13 protein-coding genes, 3 pseudogenes and 1 CRISPR repeat array are annotated in these 18,246 nt (G+C 41.5%); of the genes and pseudogenes, 9 read left to right on the top strand and 7 right to left on the bottom strand.

Features of this window, described 5'->3' with window-relative positions:
* Nucleotides 1–93 precede the first annotated feature (93 nt).
* The 6 genes and pseudogenes from FBB35_RS08590 to FBB35_RS08570 form a co-directional block, all read right to left on the bottom strand.
* Entirely contained in the window at nt 94–723 is a 630-nt protein-coding gene (locus FBB35_RS08590) for a response regulator transcription factor (protein WP_174709284.1), read from the bottom strand.
* Nucleotides 707–7,657, bottom strand: coding sequence for an AAA family ATPase (locus FBB35_RS08585; RefSeq protein ID WP_174709283.1), 6,951 nt, complete (start codon nt 7,655–7,657; stop codon nt 707–709). Before FBB35_RS08585 ends, FBB35_RS08590 begins: the two co-directional genes overlap by 17 nt.
* A gap of 350 nt (nt 7,658–8,007) precedes the next feature.
* Nucleotides 8,008–8,361 (bottom strand): hypothetical protein, encoded by a 354-nt coding sequence (locus FBB35_RS34510; RefSeq protein ID WP_254625878.1) that lies wholly within the window; start codon nt 8,359–8,361, stop codon nt 8,008–8,010.
* Between the two features lie 30 nt (nt 8,362–8,391).
* Nucleotides 8,392–8,763 (bottom strand): hypothetical protein, encoded by a 372-nt coding sequence (locus FBB35_RS34505; RefSeq protein ID WP_254625877.1) that lies wholly within the window; start codon nt 8,761–8,763, stop codon nt 8,392–8,394.
* 164 nt (nt 8,764–8,927) lie between these two features.
* Nucleotides 8,928–9,056 (bottom strand): annotated as a pseudogene (locus FBB35_RS35710) (four helix bundle protein); the annotation flags it as partial.
* Between the two features lie 421 nt (nt 9,057–9,477).
* A complete protein-coding gene (locus FBB35_RS08570) occupies nt 9,478–10,590 on the bottom strand; it encodes an IS630 family transposase (protein ID WP_174709282.1) in 1,113 nt (370 codons plus the stop codon).
* A 263-nt stretch (nt 10,591–10,853) separates the two neighbouring features.
* Between FBB35_RS08570 and FBB35_RS08565 the strand changes: the two genes are divergently transcribed.
* From FBB35_RS08565 to FBB35_RS34495, 4 genes are read left to right on the top strand one after another with little or no spacing between them, the layout of a single operon-like run.
* Nucleotides 10,854–11,024, top strand: a complete 171-nt coding sequence (locus FBB35_RS08565) for a DEAD/DEAH box helicase (RefSeq protein ID WP_174709281.1) — start codon at nt 10,854–10,856, stop codon at nt 11,022–11,024.
* On the top strand, nt 11,021–11,485 hold the full coding sequence (locus FBB35_RS08560) for a DEAD/DEAH box helicase (RefSeq protein WP_174709280.1): 465 nt from the start codon (nt 11,021–11,023) through the stop codon (nt 11,483–11,485). Before FBB35_RS08565 ends, FBB35_RS08560 begins: the two co-directional genes overlap by 4 nt.
* Complete coding sequence (cas3, locus tag FBB35_RS34500) at nt 11,466–12,185, top strand: CRISPR-associated helicase Cas3' (protein ID WP_254625876.1); 720 nt, start codon at nt 11,466–11,468, stop codon at nt 12,183–12,185. The genes FBB35_RS08560 and cas3 overlap by 20 nt, the downstream gene beginning before the upstream one ends.
* A 12-nt stretch (nt 12,186–12,197) precedes the next feature.
* Nucleotides 12,198–13,514 (top strand): CRISPR-associated helicase Cas3, encoded by a 1,317-nt coding sequence (locus FBB35_RS34495; protein ID WP_254625875.1) that lies wholly within the window; start codon nt 12,198–12,200, stop codon nt 13,512–13,514.
* 141 nt (nt 13,515–13,655) lie between these two features.
* On the opposite strand, the pseudogene FBB35_RS08550 reads toward FBB35_RS34495, so the two are convergent.
* Nucleotides 13,656–14,720 (bottom strand): annotated as a pseudogene (locus FBB35_RS08550) (IS630 family transposase).
* A 24-nt stretch (nt 14,721–14,744) separates the two neighbouring features.
* On the opposite strand from FBB35_RS08550, the gene FBB35_RS08545 reads away from it, so the two are divergent.
* The 5 genes and pseudogenes from FBB35_RS08545 to FBB35_RS08525 all read left to right on the top strand — a co-directional run bounded on the left by FBB35_RS08545 (nt 14,745) and on the right by FBB35_RS08525 (nt 18,233).
* Nucleotides 14,745–15,305, top strand: a complete 561-nt coding sequence (locus FBB35_RS08545; protein ID WP_254625874.1) for a hypothetical protein — start codon at nt 14,745–14,747, stop codon at nt 15,303–15,305.
* Nucleotides 15,283–16,311: a CRISPR system precrRNA processing endoribonuclease RAMP protein Cas6 gene (gene cas6, locus FBB35_RS08540; protein WP_174709279.1), complete on the top strand. Its 1,029-nt coding sequence runs from the start codon at nt 15,283–15,285 to the stop codon at nt 16,309–16,311. The genes FBB35_RS08545 and cas6 overlap by 23 nt, the downstream gene beginning before the upstream one ends.
* A 107-nt stretch (nt 16,312–16,418) precedes the next feature.
* Nucleotides 16,419–17,018, top strand: coding sequence for a CRISPR-associated protein Cas4 (gene cas4, locus FBB35_RS08535; RefSeq protein WP_174709278.1), 600 nt, complete (start codon nt 16,419–16,421; stop codon nt 17,016–17,018).
* 79 nt (nt 17,019–17,097) lie between these two features.
* Nucleotides 17,098–17,496 (top strand): annotated as a pseudogene (gene cas1 / locus FBB35_RS08530) (CRISPR-associated endonuclease Cas1); the annotation flags it as partial.
* A gap of 41 nt (nt 17,497–17,537) precedes the next feature.
* Nucleotides 17,538–17,935: direct repeats of the CRISPR family, unit length 38 nt; unit sequence GTTTCCATTAACCAAATCCCCTCACGGGGACTGAAACA.
* A gap of 34 nt (nt 17,936–17,969) precedes the next feature.
* Nucleotides 17,970–18,233, top strand: coding sequence for a hypothetical protein (locus FBB35_RS08525; protein ID WP_174709277.1), 264 nt, complete (start codon nt 17,970–17,972; stop codon nt 18,231–18,233).
* The last annotated feature ends 13 nt before the right edge of the window (nt 18,234–18,246 follow it).

Below are 18,246 nucleotides of genomic sequence, written 5' to 3'. Positions count from 1 at the left end.
AATGATTGAGGATGAGTCAATTTGAGGGAGTAGAACGAATCAAACTCAGGTTTGATTGCTTCACAGACTAAAAGTTAGGTCGGTGTAGGTAGTTCACAAGCTAGCAATTCCGCGTTTCAAGGCAATAATGGCTGCTTGGGTGCGATCTTTGACATCTAGCTTGCTTAAAATTCGGTTGATATGAGTCTTCACTGTACTTTCACTAATATTGAGAGCAGTGCTAATTTCCTGGTTGCTCATGCCTTGTCCGACTAACTGGAGAACTTCTAACTCACGATCGCTCAGTTCTGGAGCAGTCATCCGTTGGACTAACTTGGCAGCCACGTTGATAGGAATATACTGTTGTCCCCTGGTCACTGTCCGAATTGCTGTCAATAGTTCCTCTGGCTCCGAGTCCTTCAGTAAATACCCCTTTGCCCCGGCTCGCAATCCTTGATAAATCTCTTCATCGGTGTCATACGTGGTCAGCACAATAATTCGGGCATTGGGAAACTCATTGCAAATAACAGTAATCGCCTGAACACCTCCCATATCGGGCATCCGTAAATCCATCAAAGTCACATCAGGTTGCTGTTGCTGAAAAACTGTGATCGCCTCATTCCCATTTCGCCCCTGACCAACAATGACAATATCTGGAGCCTCCTCTAACATTCCGATCAAACCCTGGCGGACAACAGGATGATCGTCCACAACCAGAACGCGAATGCTACTGAGCTGATTCATGCTGACTTAACCCCCGATTAATAGATACCATGATCTCTGTCCCTTGCCCTAAGTCACTTTGAATCTTTAATTCAGCTCTAATGCGTTCAGCCCGTTCTGCCATCCCCAGTAGACCAAAGCCATTCTGCATCGCCTGGTTTTTTACATTAAATCCCTGCCCATCGTCTTTAATTCGCAAGCTGCATTGGGTCGGTTCATAGATCAGTTCAATGTGGATTTCACTTGCGTCAGCATGTTTGATTGCATTTGTCAAAGCTTCCTGCCCAATCCGAAACAGATTATTTTCCAGATCGGAGGATAGGGGATAGGGTGTACCCATGACTTCGTAGACGATTTGGGTTACGATCGAGGAGTTTAATTGAGCAGCAAGACGGCTTAAGGCATCCTGTAAGTTACTGCTCTCTAAAAGGTATGGGCGGTGTAGTGCCTCTACTGAACGACGTGCCTCCGCAAGCCCAGAACGGGCTAAGTCGAGGATCTGAGTGAGGAGAGTTTGCGCTTTTTCTGGGTCTACCGTTACCTTATTGGAGGCAGAGCGAGCATGAATGATAATACCTGTAAACGCTTGGGCTAAAGTGTCGTGAATTTCCCGTGCCATGTGATTGCGCTCTTCTAGAATGGAGGCTTCTTCGGCTCGTTTGCGATCAGTGATATCTCTTGCCAGCCAAATGACAGAATGTTCTGAGATGGGTGAGATGCGAGTTGCAAACCAGGTTTTCCACCCTCCCACAATCGAGCTATACTCAACCGTTAGGGGCTGCTGAGTGCTTAATGCTTGCCGAATACAGCCAAGAAATGTATCGGCTTGCGATCGCTCAAAAATTTCGGAAAATGTTCGACCCACCTGTTCGTCAATCGGGTTAGATAATTTCTCTGACTCGATCAGGCTTGCTCTCAAAATCCGCCCTTCTGCATTTACTACCAAGAGGGGATCGGGCATTGCACAAAAGAGCGCCCGAAGTTCTGCTTCGGAGGCTTGCAACGCTTCTTCTGCCTGTTTGCGTCTAATTCCTAATGCAATCTCGCGGGCTGAAAACTCCAACGCCTCCAAGTTGGACGACGGAATGGGATGTCGAGTAAACATCGCTATAACTCCAACCAGCTGCTCATCCAGCAGTATCGGATAGCCCGCAAATGCCACCATGCCTTCTCGTTTTGCCCATTCTTTATCAATGGATGATTCCTCAAACACATTGTTAGTCAACAGAGGACAGCGTTCCTGAGCAATTCGTCCAACTTTAAGGCTACCTACAGGAATTCGACTGTATTCACCGTCAAGACGGGTATACATCCCCACACTGGCTTGTAACTCCAAAACATTATTGTCTTTATTTAGCGTCCAAATCCGAGCAAATGCCGCATTAAAGTGCTTAACAACGGCTTGGGCACAGCGATGCAGTATCAAGGGCAAACTAGCACTTTGAGCCAAGGCACTATCCACATCGGCGCGAAAATCGGAGAGGATTGCCTGTTCCCGAAATTGAGCCTCGGACTGACGCAACACTTCTTCTGCTCGTTTGCGTTCGCGTAGCGCAGCTTGCTGTTCGCTAATATCCGTGATGAGACTGTAGAAGCCTCTCACTTGGGCATTGCAATCAAAATCGGGGATCAAGGTCGCACTGATGCAGTGTCTACCAAGCGAAGAAGGGATTTCTGCTTCCAGGGTTACAGTTTGCCCTTCAAACACTTGATTAATAAACGGCTCAAACCGTTGATAAACCGTTTCACCTAAAAGTTCATGAACAGATTTGCCCAGAATCTCATCACGGTTATGGCTAAACCAAACCTCATGGGTACGGTTGATAAATTGATAGCATCGATTGGCATCCACATAGCTGATCAGAGCGGGTAGAGCGTCGGTGATCAGCCGTAATTCTTGTTCTCGACCGCGCAGTTCTGCTTCGCTTTGCTGTAACGCGGCTGTTCGTTGGGCTACCTGTTGTTCTAAGGTGCGGTTGTAATTCGCTAAAAGATTTTCTGCTTTTTTACGTTCCGTAATATCTTCAAAGGCTGCGATCGCATAAGCCACATTGCCCTGTTCGTCAAAAACTGGAGTTCCCCATACCTCAATGGGAATGGTGGTGTTATTTTGGCGAATTTCTATATCGTCAATAGTGGTGCGTTCGCCACTCAACGCCCGGATAACTGGCAGTTTCTCAGTAGGATAGATTTGATCTGTTTCCGCCAGATAAAATTGATAAACTTCTGCGATTTGCTCTGGCGGCACGGCAGGATCAATCCCTGTGCCCATTAGCTGGATGCCCCGTTGATTGGCGTAGTAAGGGCGACCAGTCGCATCCACTATTCCAATTCCCACTGGAACTGCTTCTAGAAATTGAGCCATCTGACTTTCGCTGGTGCGTAGCTTTGAATAGAGTTTGGAATTTTCGATCGCGATCGCTGCCTGAGTGGATAGCAGATTTAAGACTTGCGATCGCGTAGCGTCTCCGTTGGCGCAGCCTCCCGCAGGGAAGGAGACTCGCTCTGGTGTAAATGCCCCAGCCGCTAGTTGATTTTCCAGGTACAACACGCCAACAAGTTTACTTTGATTCAATAGTGGCAAACAAAGAAGTGATTTCGTTTGGTTCTGCTGAATATATGGCTCATTGATAAAATGACCTTCACGAGTTGCATCATTTAATATGACAGATTCATGAGTACGGATAACATAATTAATAATTGATTCAGGTAGATGATTTGCAGTTGGGAGCGATTGCAACACTTGCGTAGCACAGACCTTCTCATCGTCATTGAGTTCACAATAAGCTTCGATCACCCATTTTCCTGAGTTTTCCAAAATCAAAAATCCTGTTTGTGCGCCAGCATTTTCGATTAATATCTTCATTAAGGAACTGAGTAACTTATCCAATTCAATTTCACTCGAAATTGCAAGGGAAGCTTTCATCACTGCTGCTAAGTCGAAAGCTATAGGTGAGTGATTAGAGGAAGTTCCAGAAGTAGTGCGAATTGGCGTTTGAGCTATGCCCGACGACTGAGGAAATAGTTGAGGATAACGAGTTTCTAAATCTTTAACCTTTGCCATTGCTCCCCACCGTTCATAGCAGTAGTGAGCTTCTTTCATGTATAGCTGGGCAAACTTTTCTCTACCACGAGCTAAGTAATGTTTGGCGGCTAATTCATAAGCTAATGCTTCTTCTTGAAGATATCCATTTTCTCTCGCTCCTTGAATTGCTTGTTCGTAGAACTCCTCGGCTTCAAGAACTTGCCCTAAGACTCGTGCTTTCTCTGCCTCAACGAGATGAAATTTGTGTAAAAAATTTTCTGGACAGCTATCCGACCATGCTTTCAAGCGCTCCCGATTTAATAGAATCTGTTCCAAAGCATGACTTTGTTCTGCTTGAGATAGGCCGAAATACAGGTTGAGTAGAATCAGAGAACCATAGTAGAAATAACCACTATAGGTTGTAAACCCTACGATAGAATTTAGGATCTTCCCCGCTTCAATGAAATAATGGCAACCTTGCTCAAAATCTGCTGTTAAACAGGAAAGATGCATTCTGAGGATGTAATAAAGACAAATTGAAGACCGTATTTGTGAGGTTTCACCCCGATCGACTATTTTTTTCGTCTCCCTGAGCGAGCGATCGCTCTCCTGTGCCGCTTGCCCTAAAGCAAGTTTTGCGATAAAAAATTTAGCTCCAGCCAGTGCCACCCTCGAACGCTCGTCCTGAATCTGCTCTACTACCAACTGATATTTTTCGTTGTCTTCTGCAACGGTTATTAAATTTTCTCCTTGAAATAAACGATTAAAAATGTTACCCAACAAGTTATAGGATGCAAATTGAACATCTCCCGACTCCATGCCTGCTAGAAAACCTTTGTAATTGATCGTAGCTGCCCCTGTTATAGGTTTTGACCAAACGTGAATCCAGCCTCCAAACAACATCTGTGCCTTACACTGCTGAGATTTACTGTTTAGCTTGTAGCTAAGTTGCACTGCTAAATCTGCAAACTCATAGCCTCGTTGGTGTTGCCCTTCCATCAAACCTAGAAGAAGACCATAGTTTGCATAAGCCTTAATCGACTCAGCAATATTTCCATGTTCAATGGAAAGACGAACTACTCTTAAACTGACAAAGCTGAAAAGTTCAATATTAGCCGTATGGTAGAGTGATATATCTACAACGACCAATTTAATCACTGCTTGGATGACCGGATCGCTCACTGTTGGTAAAGTTAAAAGTGAGGAAATTGAGCGATTTTCTAAGCTTTTGGCAACAGCATCAAACTCTTCACGGACTAATTCTGTCAAATTTTTGCCCTTAATCTCAATCCCCAACTCATGCAATCCGATCAGACCTGTTTGAACTGCTTTCTCACATTTGCCTTGTAGGGTATATTGAGTGATTTGAAATACACGAATATCTGCGCGATCGACAGCAGAAGAAATGTGTTCTAAAGCAACCTTGGTTGTGGCGCTTAATTGCTCATAGCTAGCATTGCTCAACTGTGCTGTGCAGAGAGTCCGATACAGGTGGAACATCAAGTCGTACTGACTCATCCAAGCCTCCTCTTTGAGCAAGCCAATGCCAGTCTCAAGATACCGAATCGCAGCTTCATAGGCATTAGAGGCGATGGCTTTTTGAGCGGCAGCCAAGTTGAGTCGTGCTAGTTTCTCTTTTTCATTTTTCTGTGTCAAAAGGGATTGACCATAGTTGATGTGGTTGACAATATCAAAAAGCCTTTCACTTTGTTCGACCTCAGAGAGCTTGTTCAGCAGGAGTTGTCCAATGCAGTAGTGCGTTACTTGCTTTCGATCCTCAGAAATCAAAGCATAGGCGGCTTGCTGTACTCGGTCATGCAAGAACTTATACTCTTGAACTAACAAGTCTTCGTCTAATTCAGACAGGGTTTGAATGAATCCTCCTTGTATCGCTGGTAGTAAATCCTGAAAAACCGTTTTGGGTGATTTCTCACACATGATCGCTAACGTCTCTAAATCAAATTCAGCTCCGATACAAGCGGCTAAGCGGAGAATTTGCTGGGTTTCTTCTGGTAGTTTCTTCAACTTTAAGAGCAGCAACTCCACAACATTATTAGTGATATTTTGGGTTTGAAGTTGAGCAATGTTCCACTGCCATCTTAAGTGTGACCTATCAAAGGTCAGCAGATTTTCGCTATACAGCATCCTCAAAAATTCATTGACAAAGAACGGATTGCCCTCAGTTTTACGCAAAACTAACTCAGCTAAGGGACGAACGATGTCTGCATTCTGATGCAGCGTTTCGGTAATTAACTGACTCAACGGCTCAAGCGTTAGGGGTGCTAAGATTATTTCCTGAAGTATTACCCCTTGTTTTCGCAGTCTCTCAAGCATTAATGCTAATGGATGCGTTGAATTTACTTCATTATCTCGATAGGCTCCAATTAAAAATAGTGATTGGGCTTGCTCATCCAGCAGCATCAACTCAATTAAATTTAGCGTTGCTGAGTCTATCCATTGCAAATCATCTAAGAATATCACCAGGGGATGTTTTTTTGCACAAAACACCCGCACAAATTGCCCAAAAATCCGATGAAAGCGATTTTGAGCTTCTGTTGCGCCAACTTCCGGTACAGGTGGCTGCTTGCCGATAATTAATTCAACTTCCGGGATCACATCAATGATGATTTGTCCGTTGCTTCCCAGAGCTGTTAGAAGTTGCGATCGCCACTGCTGCACATACTCGTCTGGCTCACCGAGTAATTGCTGTACTAATTTTTGCAGAGCATCTGCGATCGCACTGTAGGGAATATTACGCTGAAATTGATCGAATTTACCAGAAATAAAATAGCCCCGCTTTTGGGTGATTGGTTTATAAATTTCCTGCACTAAGGCTGATTTGCCAATACCAGCATAGCCAGATACCAACATCATTTCAACTTGGAATTTTGAGTTGCCCGTTTGTTGGGTTTGTGAAGTTGTTTCTGAATTGCTTGGTAAAGTAGCAACAAGATTTGACTCTGAACACGCCACACGGTCAAACGCCGCCAGTAACATTGCAACTTCTTTATCCCGTCCATACAGTTTTTGGGGAATTTGAAAGCGATCGCAAACGTCTTGAAGCGCCAGTTGGATACTAGAGATTTGACCGATTTCTTTTAATTGTTCAGCACAGATTTCTAAATCCGCTTTGATGCCCCAGGCACTCTGATAGCGATTTTCAGCATTTTTTGCCATCAGTTTCAAAATGATATCTGAAACTGGTTTGGGAATCGTTGAATTCAGTTCGTGAGGCGGAACAGGCTGTTTAGCTATATGACAATGGACTAGTTCCAGGATATCTGTGGTGGGAAATGGTAGTTGTCCAGTGAGCAGTTCATAAAATGTCACACCAAGGGAGTAAAAATCGGTGCGGTAATCGAGTAAACGATTCATCCGCCCAGTTTGCTCTGGAGATAGGTATGCGAGTGTCCCTTCTAAAACATGAGGACTTTTGAAAGTCGGATTCGTGCGGTTAAATTGGGTAGCAATCCCAAAGTCAATAATTTTGACAACGCCAGTATCCAGATTGAGGACTATATTTCCAGGGTTGATATCTTTATGAATGACATTGGCTGCATGGATTCTGCCTAGAATGTCGGTGAGGGCGATCGCAACACCGAGAAAAGTGGATAAGAGCATGGGGCAGAAGATATCTGGGCGCTTGTGCATCCATTGCTCTAGGGACTCTCCCCCAAAATCTTCTAAGAGAATCACCAGAGTGCGTTGATAGTCTTGCTGGCTGTATGCCTTGATAACTCCTTCCAGATTGAGGGAACTAGTAATTTTATATTCCTGTCTGTAGCGAGTCAGTTCTTGGGGTGAGGGATAATCAAGCTTTAGCATTTTGACGATGATCCCTACTCCATCGTCTCTGATGCCTCGATACACTAGAGAATTAGAACTTTCGTATATTTTGTCTTGGATGGCGATACCAGGTAGAGCAATCATAGAGCAAATCTTGAGAGTATAATCTGGCATACCTCAAAATATACAGCAATTCTCATTATGAGAATAATTACTTGCTATTTGCTCCCACCCAGAATGAGTTTGAGTAAATAAGAGATTGATAACTAAACTCTAATTTCAGCCTCCAAAACACTCAACAATTTCTCTTCCACAGCAGTAAGAGGGGTGAAATGAGCAACCGTACAGAAAGTTACGCTAAGGCTGAAACAATTACTGGATAAGGCTTTCAAAATTACCTCTCCAACTCTGGTTTCTTGGCTGACTGTCTGTGGCGTTTGAAAATATCATTGACAGTAGGGTGTTGATTTTGTTCGATAAACTCTCTAGTTTATTCATGCAGTTTCCGTGTCGTCAATTGCGGCAGAAAACAAAATTCTTCTTTTCGAGAGCATAGATTGACCGAGAACTTGATTAGACCAGTCTTCAACATCCAAAAAACGGACTGTTTCTAATGCCTCTTTCACAAGAGTAGTTGTCAAATTCATGGTTGATAAACAAATACTCAAAAATATTTGACTTATTTGTTTAAAAGGAGAACGAGAAGAAAACTGCTTGTATTTACCAAAAAGCGATTCCAGGACATCAGAAGTTGCTAATAATGTTTGTCCTGATTTAAGCCCAGAAATCTCCCCAGTCAAATAACCAAGTATTTTCTGGGCAAACCCCTTTGAAAAATCTACTTCCACTGTTAAATATTGTTGAATAATACTGAAGCTTTATTGATTCAGTCCTTCAAGTTTAATTTGAGCTTCTACGGTGCGAGTCATTTGAACAATTTGTTTCCAATTACTGAGTGAGTCTTGATAAGACGCTAACCATCCCAACTTCTGTTTCAACTTAGTCTTGAGAATTTCTGGCTCAATATTTGGTACTAAATCGGTTAAAATATCAAGCGGTGAATTTAGCAGATTATTTGCCCGCTCTAAAAGTTTTTCTACGTTAAAGTAACGACACTGTGAACGTTGTGAAGGAGGAGCTAAGAAAGATAGTTCAGTTTGTTGTAGTTGTTTTCGACATTGACTACACTGCTGTATAAAAGACTGATATTTTGAGGAACCATGTAATTTATGCTTGAGTAATAAAGCCATTGCATGAGTTACATCATAGGTATAAATTACATCAGTATGATTCTAGGGTGTTGACTTTGATGAGATTTACCCATTTTTTATTCATACAGTTTTGGTGTCTTCATCGGTGAACCAAATTAAATGAGTAATAAGTAATAAGTAACAAGTAATAAGTGGATTATTTTTTATTTTTCTTTCAATTTGTTGATTGAAGTTGTTAATATCTTAATAATTATTTCATTCTCTTCTATCAGGTTTTGAAATTTTGATTTTGACATTAACTCCGATTTTATCATTATTTTTATCCAATAAAGGGTTTCACTGGCTTACTTTAAGGCTATATAATACTTATTGATAAAGTCTTTATTTGATTGTGCATATTTAGCTTCTGAACAGTTTGCATCATGAAAAACAAGTAATAAGTAATAAGTAATGAGTAATGAGTAATGAGTTAGAGATTTTTACAGATTTTTAGCTCACGGTGAATAAATAATAAATATTTTTTTACTTATTACTCATTACTCCTATTGATGTCCCGCTTCTTAAAAATTGTTTAGACAAGATTTTGCCAGCGTCGTCAAAAGGTCTTTTATTTAGCTCAGAATAAGCTTTGATAACTCTTATCGCCAAATTTTCTGTTCTTTCTTGAATACTGAGATTTGCGTTATAATTAATCATGAGTAAAAAAGGGTAATTCAATTTTACTTTATAAGTAATGGGTAAGCTGTCGCGCTTTTAAGTTGCACAAATAGCATTTCCCTTATTTTTTATCTTGCGTCCCCAGTGAATAATGAGTTCTCCATCATTTAGCAATCTATCTAACAGAGATTTTAGCTCGGCTACTGACTGGAATAGTCGATGTGCTATGTATTCTTTGCAGGAATGCCAAACTAATTTAATCAGGTTATAGTCCTGACTATAAGCAGGTAAGAAATCTAAAATAACATTGGGTAAATTTTTCTCAATCTCGGCACAGATATCTTTACGCTTATGGTAATTGGCATTATCTAAAATGGTAATTATTTGAGAACCTGATAAACAAAAGTCTTCTGAAGAATATCCATTTCCTATCCATTCTTGTCGGACAAATTCATATAGTTGCTTTAATTGTTCATAAAATGTGTCACCATTTCCCTTGTCTACAAAGTAACATAATCGCTTCTTATCACAAAGGCGTAGACCTCCCATGATATTTACTCGACCTCTACTGCGTTGTCCTGTCACCTTTTTTCTCTTACCTTTTTTGCCCCAAATTTTTCTTCTTAAAACTCGTAAACTAAATCCACTTTCGTCCCAAAACCATACCTGAAAATGATTTGGATTCATTTTACCTATTGACAGATAATTCTTAAATTTCTCTTTAAACTCCTTTCTCTTGACCAGATTTTGTCTGTCTTCTAAACTGTATTTTGCCCAGAGATAGGCATACTTTTTTCGCTGTAATATCTTCCTTACCTGAGAACCTGTTAGTTTTATTCCCGTTTTTTCTGATAAATATGTAGCTAATCTTTCTCCTGTCCATCTGCCAAATTCGTATCCTAAATCACTTGGTTCTTTTTCTACCGTTTCTATTAATTTATCTAGGTATTCTTGTGTGACTTTTCTATATTCTCTTTTTCTTCTGCCATCTTCTAGACTTTCTATTTTATCTGGATCTCCATGAACACACCAATACGCTACTGTTCGACGCGAACAACCTATTACAGCCGCAATTTCTTCTTGAGTTCTACCATCATTCATTAATAATATTATTAAAACTCTCTCTCTGACCTCTGCTCTAAGACTCTGTTTCAAAATTTCTTGCAGACGCTGCTTTTTCTCTAAACTCAAGAAACCTTTTGCAGGCATAGCACCCTGTAATATAACTTATATCAGTATTATTATATGCAATTTATAGGCGCGACAGCTTACTAATAAATTCTCAAATTTTTGCCAACTGATATTGTAAAGAACCACTCGGTCAGCGCGATGTTCAGTTAGCAGCATAATTCCTCGTAGAATCAGTAAGCAGTTAATGTTAGTCAGTATTCAGTAAAAATTTAGTATAAGTTTCCAAATTTACAACTGATTACTAACTAATATCAAAATCATCCTAATTCATTTTATCAATTATGATTGATGAATATTTCCAAACCCTCACTACCTTCGCCCCGCGCAATTTTCAACGAGAAGCGATCGCTAAACTCTTACAGCGCCAAGACATCCTCCTCCGCGCACCAACAGGATCAGGAAAAACAGAAACAGCGATCGCACCCTTCCTATTCGCCAAAGCCCTGAATTGAATATAGACTTCCCCAATAAACTCATCTACGTTGTACCCCTGCGAACGTTGGCCAACAGCCTGCGCCAACGTGCTGAAACTTTAGTTGAAAACTGGGAAAAGGCTTATCCATCATCCCGTTCCCCTGTAGTAACTCTACAAACAGGAGAAAACCCAGAAGATCCCCGCTTTGAAGGTGACATTGTTTTCTGCACCATTGACCAAATGTTAAGCAGCTTCCTGAATATTCCTTACTCAGTCGGTCGTGGTTCTGCCAATGTTAACTCAGGAGCGATTTTTGCTTCATATCTGGTATTTGATGAATTACATTTGCTTGATCCAGACCGTTCTTTCGATACTGTTCTGAAGGTTTTACAACAAGTTAAAGGCATTTCCCCATTTTTGCTAATGACCGCGACTTTAACTAATGAACTTGCAACCCAAATACAGACGTTGGTAAACAATGGAAATTATTCAAGTTGAAGATGCAGATTTACAAGCCATAGAAAGCGATCGCTGTCGTACATTTCAAGCTGTGTCTCATCCTCTTAACGCTTCGGTAATCCTAGACGATATTCGAGCTTATGGGCGTAAACGAGTAATAGTCATCTGTAACACAGTTTCCCAGGCTCAGGGTTTATTTAGGGATTTAGAGGAACTGAACTACGATGAGGGAATATTGCACGTTACATTGTTACATTCGAGATTCCTCCCAGAACATCGGGCCCAAAAAGAAACTGACCTGAAAACTATATTTGCTCAAAACTGGCAAGATGATGGTAATTGCTACGTTTTGATTTCTACCCAAGTAATCGAAGCAGGAATCAACATTACCTGCCAAGTTATGCACACTCAACTTTGTCCAATGAACTCGCTTTTACAACGGGCTGGACGTTGCGCTCGGTTTGGTGGTGAGCAAGGAGAAGTCTATATTTATCCTACTATTGAAGTTAATCCAGCTTCTTGTGAAATAGCGATCGCAGATTTAGAACTAGAAGAAGAATCAGCACCCAAAAAGCAAAGCTTTCTGCCATATCCTCAAGAAACCTGTGAACTCACATGGCTTGTGTTACAAGAACACAGTCAATCTGTACAGGCCAATGAGAATGTTGGATTTCGTACTGAAGAACAATGGATAAATCAGGTTCACACTACAGAAGACTTACTACAGCAACAGCGATGACTTAACAACCGGATGAATTTTGAACAACGCTTTGAAGATGCGTTTTTTAGAGGGGATCAATCTGCTGGGAGAGAATTGATTCGGTCAATCGATAGCCGCAGTGTATTTATCTGGGAAGAAAATGGCTTAATTGATATTGAAGAGGAAGTAGTTGACCCCCAAAAACTGCTAAGTTTTTCGCTACCTGTTTCCATGCTATGCAAAGTGTGGCGGGAGTTTCAAAATATGGAATTTGGAGCAGACTGGATTTTTAAGCAGATTGAAAACCCAAAAGGGAAAGCAGAAACATATAGTCAACCTGTTTGCACTCCAATTAAATCTCATGAGGCACTGATTGGCAGTATACGGATTTTAGTTAATCCTCGCTATGTTCATTATGACGAACATATTGGTTTGTTAATTGGCATTGATGTTTTCGGGAATCACTTCGTTTCTCCTGATAAGTCAAAACGTGTAATCGCTAGTGAGTATCGTTACCAGATGGACAATTATGTAGGGCATCTAGTATTGATGTGGAAATGCTGGCGGGAAGCATTTACAGTAAACCGATTAAAAAATGGAGTGTCCCAAGAAACTACTTTTACTAGTGTTCGTGATGAACTGTTAGCGGCTGGTGGACGATTTATCAGAGGTAAAATTTTCTCGCAGGCGCAGGAGAAAGAAGCAGAAGCTTTATTTGAATCATTAGTGTTTTTCGCAATTTTTACCCATGACCTGGGGAAACTACAAGTGAAATGGCAAGAAGTGATGCGGGGATGGCAAGCGATGGCTCATTCTTCATTCTCTGCCAGAAACCCCGGAAAACATCTATTAGCGCACACTGACTACAGTCCAGAAGACAGACATCAGCGAGATGCGCTCAAAGACTATGAAAAGAAACACAAGCGTCCTAAGCATGCTATTGAAAGTGCTTACTTAGGGCAAGATATCCTCAAGCAATCGTTAGTACCCTTACTGCAAGATAATTTCTTGGCAGATACAGAACAAATTAAATACATTTGTCATACAGTAATCATGGCCGCAGGTCGTCACCATTCTGCCTGGGCAGGAGGATGGGATCGAGCAGCAGTATCCAAGATTAAAAGTATAGAGTTACACCCACAGGCAAAGCAAGCGATCGCCGATAGTTGGCGGAGTATTCATAGGTTTCTACCACAGTCATTAGCTTTAGCAAAAGCAAACTTGAGTAAAGATGTCTACCCGATTAAAAAAGACTTTGATTTAAATAGGTTTACATCTGACGAAACTGAATATTTGCAACTTTACTTGCTAGTAGTCAGAGCTTTGCGCCTTTGCGATCAGCGTTCAGTACAGCTTCACAATATCTAGCTATCACCGGAATCGACCAGTGAAGTCTTGGTTTATCGCCTGTGCCCGCAGGTATGCCATCACAAGTACAGCAAAGGAACCATCAGTTTACTCTAACTCTAAGTAAGTCGTGGAGAAAATTTATAAGTATGTAACGAAAAATTAAGCAGAAGAATAAGAGTTAAATTTTACACGTTGTGTACTGTAGTTTCCCTTTTCTCCTCTATTTTGAACTCCATCAATGACAGCATAGGCAAGGTCTAATTCATCCTCAAAACTTTGAGAAGCTAGTTCATTTTCTTTCAGGTGTTGCCACTCCAATTCAATTGGATTCATCTCTGAGCAGTATTTAGGTAAAAAGAAGATGTACAAACCCATTTCTTCCCACTTTGTCCATAATTGCTGAACTTCTTTGCACCGATGTATCGGGTCGTTGTCCTGAAGGATGACTCTGATCCGACCTGCTTTTTGGGCTTCAAGTGCTTCAAGCTCCATCATTTGGATATAAGATTTGCGTGAAACACCGCCAATCACCAACCCGTACACAAAACTAATTAGAGGTTGAAGAAACCCAATAATACTTAACCTTCGTCCTCGGCGTTTACTCTGTTCTAAGCGTTTTTGTTGTCCGAGAAAGTAGTAACTGTAACTCGGTTCGCTCCAAGCACAAAACCCTGATTCATCCACATACTTTAAATCAATTTCTCCAGCCGCCGCAGACAATTCCAGCATTTCTAAGTCAGCCTGTTTGATTTGCTGTACTACCGGATCTTGTTTCCCCTTATGACAATTTCAAAGTTCGTTTCCAAATGATCCCCATGATCCCCTTTTTTTTAGTACCTGCCTTAACCAGTCAGGACTTAATTTTACGGAGCGTTCTTGTTCTAATTTTTGAGCTAACTGAACACTGTTATATGTACGTGGCTCAAGTTCCAAACATTCTTCTAAGAACACCATGTCAGCTTCTGCCCACCTTGATTTTCCTCCCCGCCCTGGTTTCTCCCAAAGCCCCTCTAAGCCTAACTTTCCCCATCTATGCAACACTTCTCTCACTGTTTGGGCAGTCCAGTTAAAGTCTGCTGCTATCCTCTCTACATACCAACCATGTGCGTTCAATCTAATCACTTCGGCTCTGTCTTTCACCTTCTGGGGTACATCTGCCGTTCTCAGGTTCAACAGAGTTTTATCTTGCTCTCTAGTCAGAAATACCCTTAAACGGTTACCCATATCGCTGTTACCTTTGTAGACGCATTGTACGTATTTACTTATCTTTACATAGTTTGGTTTTTTCACCTCGTTCTACTTACCTGGATTCGAGACTTACAAATTTATATTTGGCCACCAGAGCAATTGGTTGTCAATCGCAACGGCTACAAACTCCGCTACTACGATCAAACTGCTGATAAGGCAGATAAGAGCCGAACAACAATACCCATGCAGGGTGGGTTTGTTTTTCGGGAATGGGTGCATTTACAAGGACATCTACAAATTTGTTGTGGTGGTTGCGATCGCTTGGCAGAACTAGAGCAGCTGTTTGCTCAAATAAACTACTTTGGCAAACGGGGCTGTTTTTTTCAATATCTTCCAGAATACAAACAAGAAACTTCTGAACCATTATTTCAAGCAAATCTGATTACTGGCTTTACAGCACAGCCAATGGATGATTTGGGTGAAAAGGCTACCTTTAACCGAATCAATCCTTTTTCCACTGACAAAGCACAACTGGATAAAGACCGAGTAATTAAACCTGGATTTCTACCTTTACAACTTGTTGCTACAAGCGCCCGTTATGATATCTACCAAAGATACTGAAATCACATTCGCTGGACTTAGCGTAGTTCTCAAACAAGTAGAAACTTCAATCAGCCCCACCCCACTGAACTATTGGCTATCAGAAACTCAGCTTTTACCAGTTTGGATTCCTTTACAGATTAACGCAGGTGTTACCAAAATTATGCCTGTATTGCCAAACTCAGTTTTATATCCAAATCTGATGCAATCTATTTGTCAGCAGATTGCTCAGAATACATTGGTGGAGTGGTGGCAAAAAACCTATGAACTGACAGGGGTTGAGGTAGATTCCCATGCCTTGCATGTGATTCAAGTTGCTGTTGTATCTGCCGCACCCCTGCCAACGCTGGGACGAGCCATCCATGCTCAATGTTTTCAGTGGTTTGCTAATGCCGATACTGCCTTAGCTGAACACTTACATCAACAAAATACTTTACCGTTAACTGTGGTAATGCAGTATGTTTCTCCACAAAAGATGCAGTTGAGAATTACCTTGTTGAAAAAAGAACTGCTAGCACCTTTACTTTGGGGATTCAGTACCAACCTGGGAGAGCCAATCATGCTGGCAGGCATACCTTGCCAATTGGGGAAGTCGATAGATATTGTGCAAGCTAGTAGTTTTGAAAAACTAGTACAGGTAACAACCCAAAACGTAATTGAGTTGCGCTTTCTTTCACCTACTAGCTTCAAGCAAAATCGAGGAGTACAGTCTTTCCCACTACCAGAATTGGTTTTTAACAGTCTATTGCGCCGTTGGAACACATTTGCTCCACCGGAACTGCGATTTCCCGAAGTTGAGTGGAATGGTTTAGTTTCTGCTTATGACCTCAAAACCCATGCTTTAAAAATGGAAGGTGGAGCAGAAATTGGTACACAAGGATGGGTAAAGTATCGATTTTTAGATTCCCAACAAGCAAGAATAGCTACAATCTTAGCTCATTTTGCAACATTCGCAGGAGTTGGTCGCAAAACAGGGATGGGAATGGGTCACGTTGCTTTGAATTCAAAATTCAAAATTCAAAATTAATGATCCCCATTAATTAGGGGTTTGTATGCTTTTCGTTTTCGGTCAAGTGCAGAAGTGTTGAATCCCGCTCACGGGGCTGAACTAAAAATACGCATTCCAACGAAAATATGAATGAAGATTACTTACCTTTGGCATACCTCAATGCCTGGGAATATTGTCCACGCAGATTTTACCTTGAATATGTCTTGGGTGAAATGTCAGATAACGAGCATATTATCTTGGGTCGCCACATACACCGCAATATCAATGAAGAAGGAACACTTCAAGAAGGAGAGATGCTGATTCATCAGCAGCAGTGGGTGTGGAGCGATCGCTTGAAGGTCGCAGGTATCATTGATGCAGTTGAAGAATGCGATGGTCAACTTGTCCCTGTGGAATATAAAAAAGGGAAGATGGCACAGCATCTGAACGACCATTTTCAACTTTGTGCTGCTGCTTTGTGTATAGAAGAACGTACTGGACGCTGCCTTGCTTATGGTGAGATTTTTTATCATACTAACCGCAGAAGACAGACAGTAGCATTTACACCTCAACTACGACAAATGACTGAGCAAGCAATTGTTCTTGCTCAACTTGCATCTCAAACAACTATGCCTGTACCGATTGATAACACTAAAAAGTGTCTTTCATGCAGTTTAAAAGAGATTTGTCTGCCTTTTGAAATTAAACAGTTACGGGAGTCAATGACTTCTGAAACCGAGGATTAATTTCATCGGGAGTAACTGACCCCTGAATTCAGAATAGCTGAATTCTTCTTCAACCATAACTCACTATCACAAATCTAAAATGTCAGTACTTTACGTAACTCAGGCTGATGCTGTTTTAAGCAAGAACTACGAAGCTTTTAATGTTGCTCTTAAACAATCAGATGGTTCTTGGACAAAACAGACTGTTGCAGCCAAAACTGTTGAACAAGTTGTCTTGATGGGCAACCCTCAAGTCACAGGTGATGCTCTAGTTTATGCTTTGGAATTAGGTATGCCTGTTCACTATCTTTCTAGCTTTGGTAAATATCTGGGTTCTGCACTTCCTGGTTATTCGCGCAATGGTCAATTGCGATTAGCACAATATCAACTATATAGCGATCCCGTCGGACGTTTAGAATTAGTCAAAGCAATTGTGACAGCCAAAATTCATAATCAATATCAGGTTTTGTATCGTCACAATGAGCGAGATAATCCTCTTAAAGAGCGTAAAAGTCTTGTTAAAAGCCAAAAAACAATAGCCTATTAACCCGCAAGGGGACTGAAACGTGTTGTTTGATGAGTGCGGAATATCTGTTAATGCTCGTGGTTTCCAAAGCCTATTACCCCGCAAGGGGACTGAAACTCATTTTGATTTAGGTTCGATTTTGAACTTATTTCTAGTTTCCAAAGCCTATTACCCCGCAAGGGGACTGAAACTTTCCCCCATCACCTGCTCCGTCATAGGCAGGAGATGTTTCCATTAACCAAATCCCCTCACGGGGACTGAAACATAAGAATAGGGGCAGAAAACGCTACAACAATAGTCAAAGTTTCCATTAACCAAATCCCCTCACGGGGACTGAAACACTTTGTATTTTGTGCAAGGGTCGCCTTGGGTTGGGTTTCCATTAACCAAATCCCTTCACGGGGACTGAAACTCCTATTTGGATTGCCTATTTAATTCGTTGTTTGATGGTTTCTGATTTCGGTTGCACCGTCAGAATGTGGGATGGTGAGTACGCCGTTAGGTTGCAGCACCTTAAATCTTACAATTACTTGTCTGCCGAGTGCGAGCAGATGCAGGTGATTAGCGATGGCATCAATCGGGTGTATTCGAGTGCGCTGGAGGAGTCGGTGCAGAAGTTTTTGGAGATGCTGGGAAAGCTGAATCGGGCTTATTTGACCCAGTTGGAGGAGAAAGTGTTGAGTTTGCTGGAGTCAGAAACTGGCAGCTGAGGCAATTATCACG

The organism is Nostoc sp. TCL240-02 (assembly GCF_013343235.1).
Lineage (GTDB): Bacteria > Cyanobacteriota > Cyanobacteriia > Cyanobacteriales > Nostocaceae > Nostoc.
The sequence above is the reverse complement of the archived record's forward strand: the minus strand, read 5'-3'. Positions and strand labels throughout refer to the sequence as shown.

Bases quoted from the DNA above. Each gene is read 5' to 3' on its own strand.
- FBB35_RS08590 (WP_174709284.1), bottom strand. From the start codon at position 723: ATGAATCAGCTCAGTAGCATTCGCGTTCTGGTTGTGGACGATCATCCT.
- FBB35_RS08585 (WP_174709283.1), bottom strand. From the start codon at position 7,657: ATGATTGCTCTACCTGGTATCGCCATCCAAGACAAAATATACGAAAGT.
- FBB35_RS34505 (WP_254625877.1), bottom strand. From the start codon at position 8,763: ATGGCTTTATTACTCAAGCATAAATTACATGGTTCCTCAAAATATCAG.
- FBB35_RS08570 (WP_174709282.1), bottom strand. From the start codon at position 10,590: ATGCCTGCAAAAGGTTTCTTGAGTTTAGAGAAAAAGCAGCGTCTGCAA.
- FBB35_RS08565 (WP_174709281.1), top strand. From the start codon at position 10,854: ATGATTGATGAATATTTCCAAACCCTCACTACCTTCGCCCCGCGCAAT.
- cas3 (WP_254625876.1), top strand. From the start codon at position 11,466: ATGGAAATTATTCAAGTTGAAGATGCAGATTTACAAGCCATAGAAAGC.
- FBB35_RS34495 (WP_254625875.1), top strand. From the start codon at position 12,198: ATGAATTTTGAACAACGCTTTGAAGATGCGTTTTTTAGAGGGGATCAA.
- cas6 (WP_174709279.1), top strand. From the start codon at position 15,283: ATGATATCTACCAAAGATACTGAAATCACATTCGCTGGACTTAGCGTA.
- cas4 (WP_174709278.1), top strand. From the start codon at position 16,419: ATGAATGAAGATTACTTACCTTTGGCATACCTCAATGCCTGGGAATAT.
- FBB35_RS08525 (WP_174709277.1), top strand. From the start codon at position 17,970: ATGGTTTCTGATTTCGGTTGCACCGTCAGAATGTGGGATGGTGAGTAC.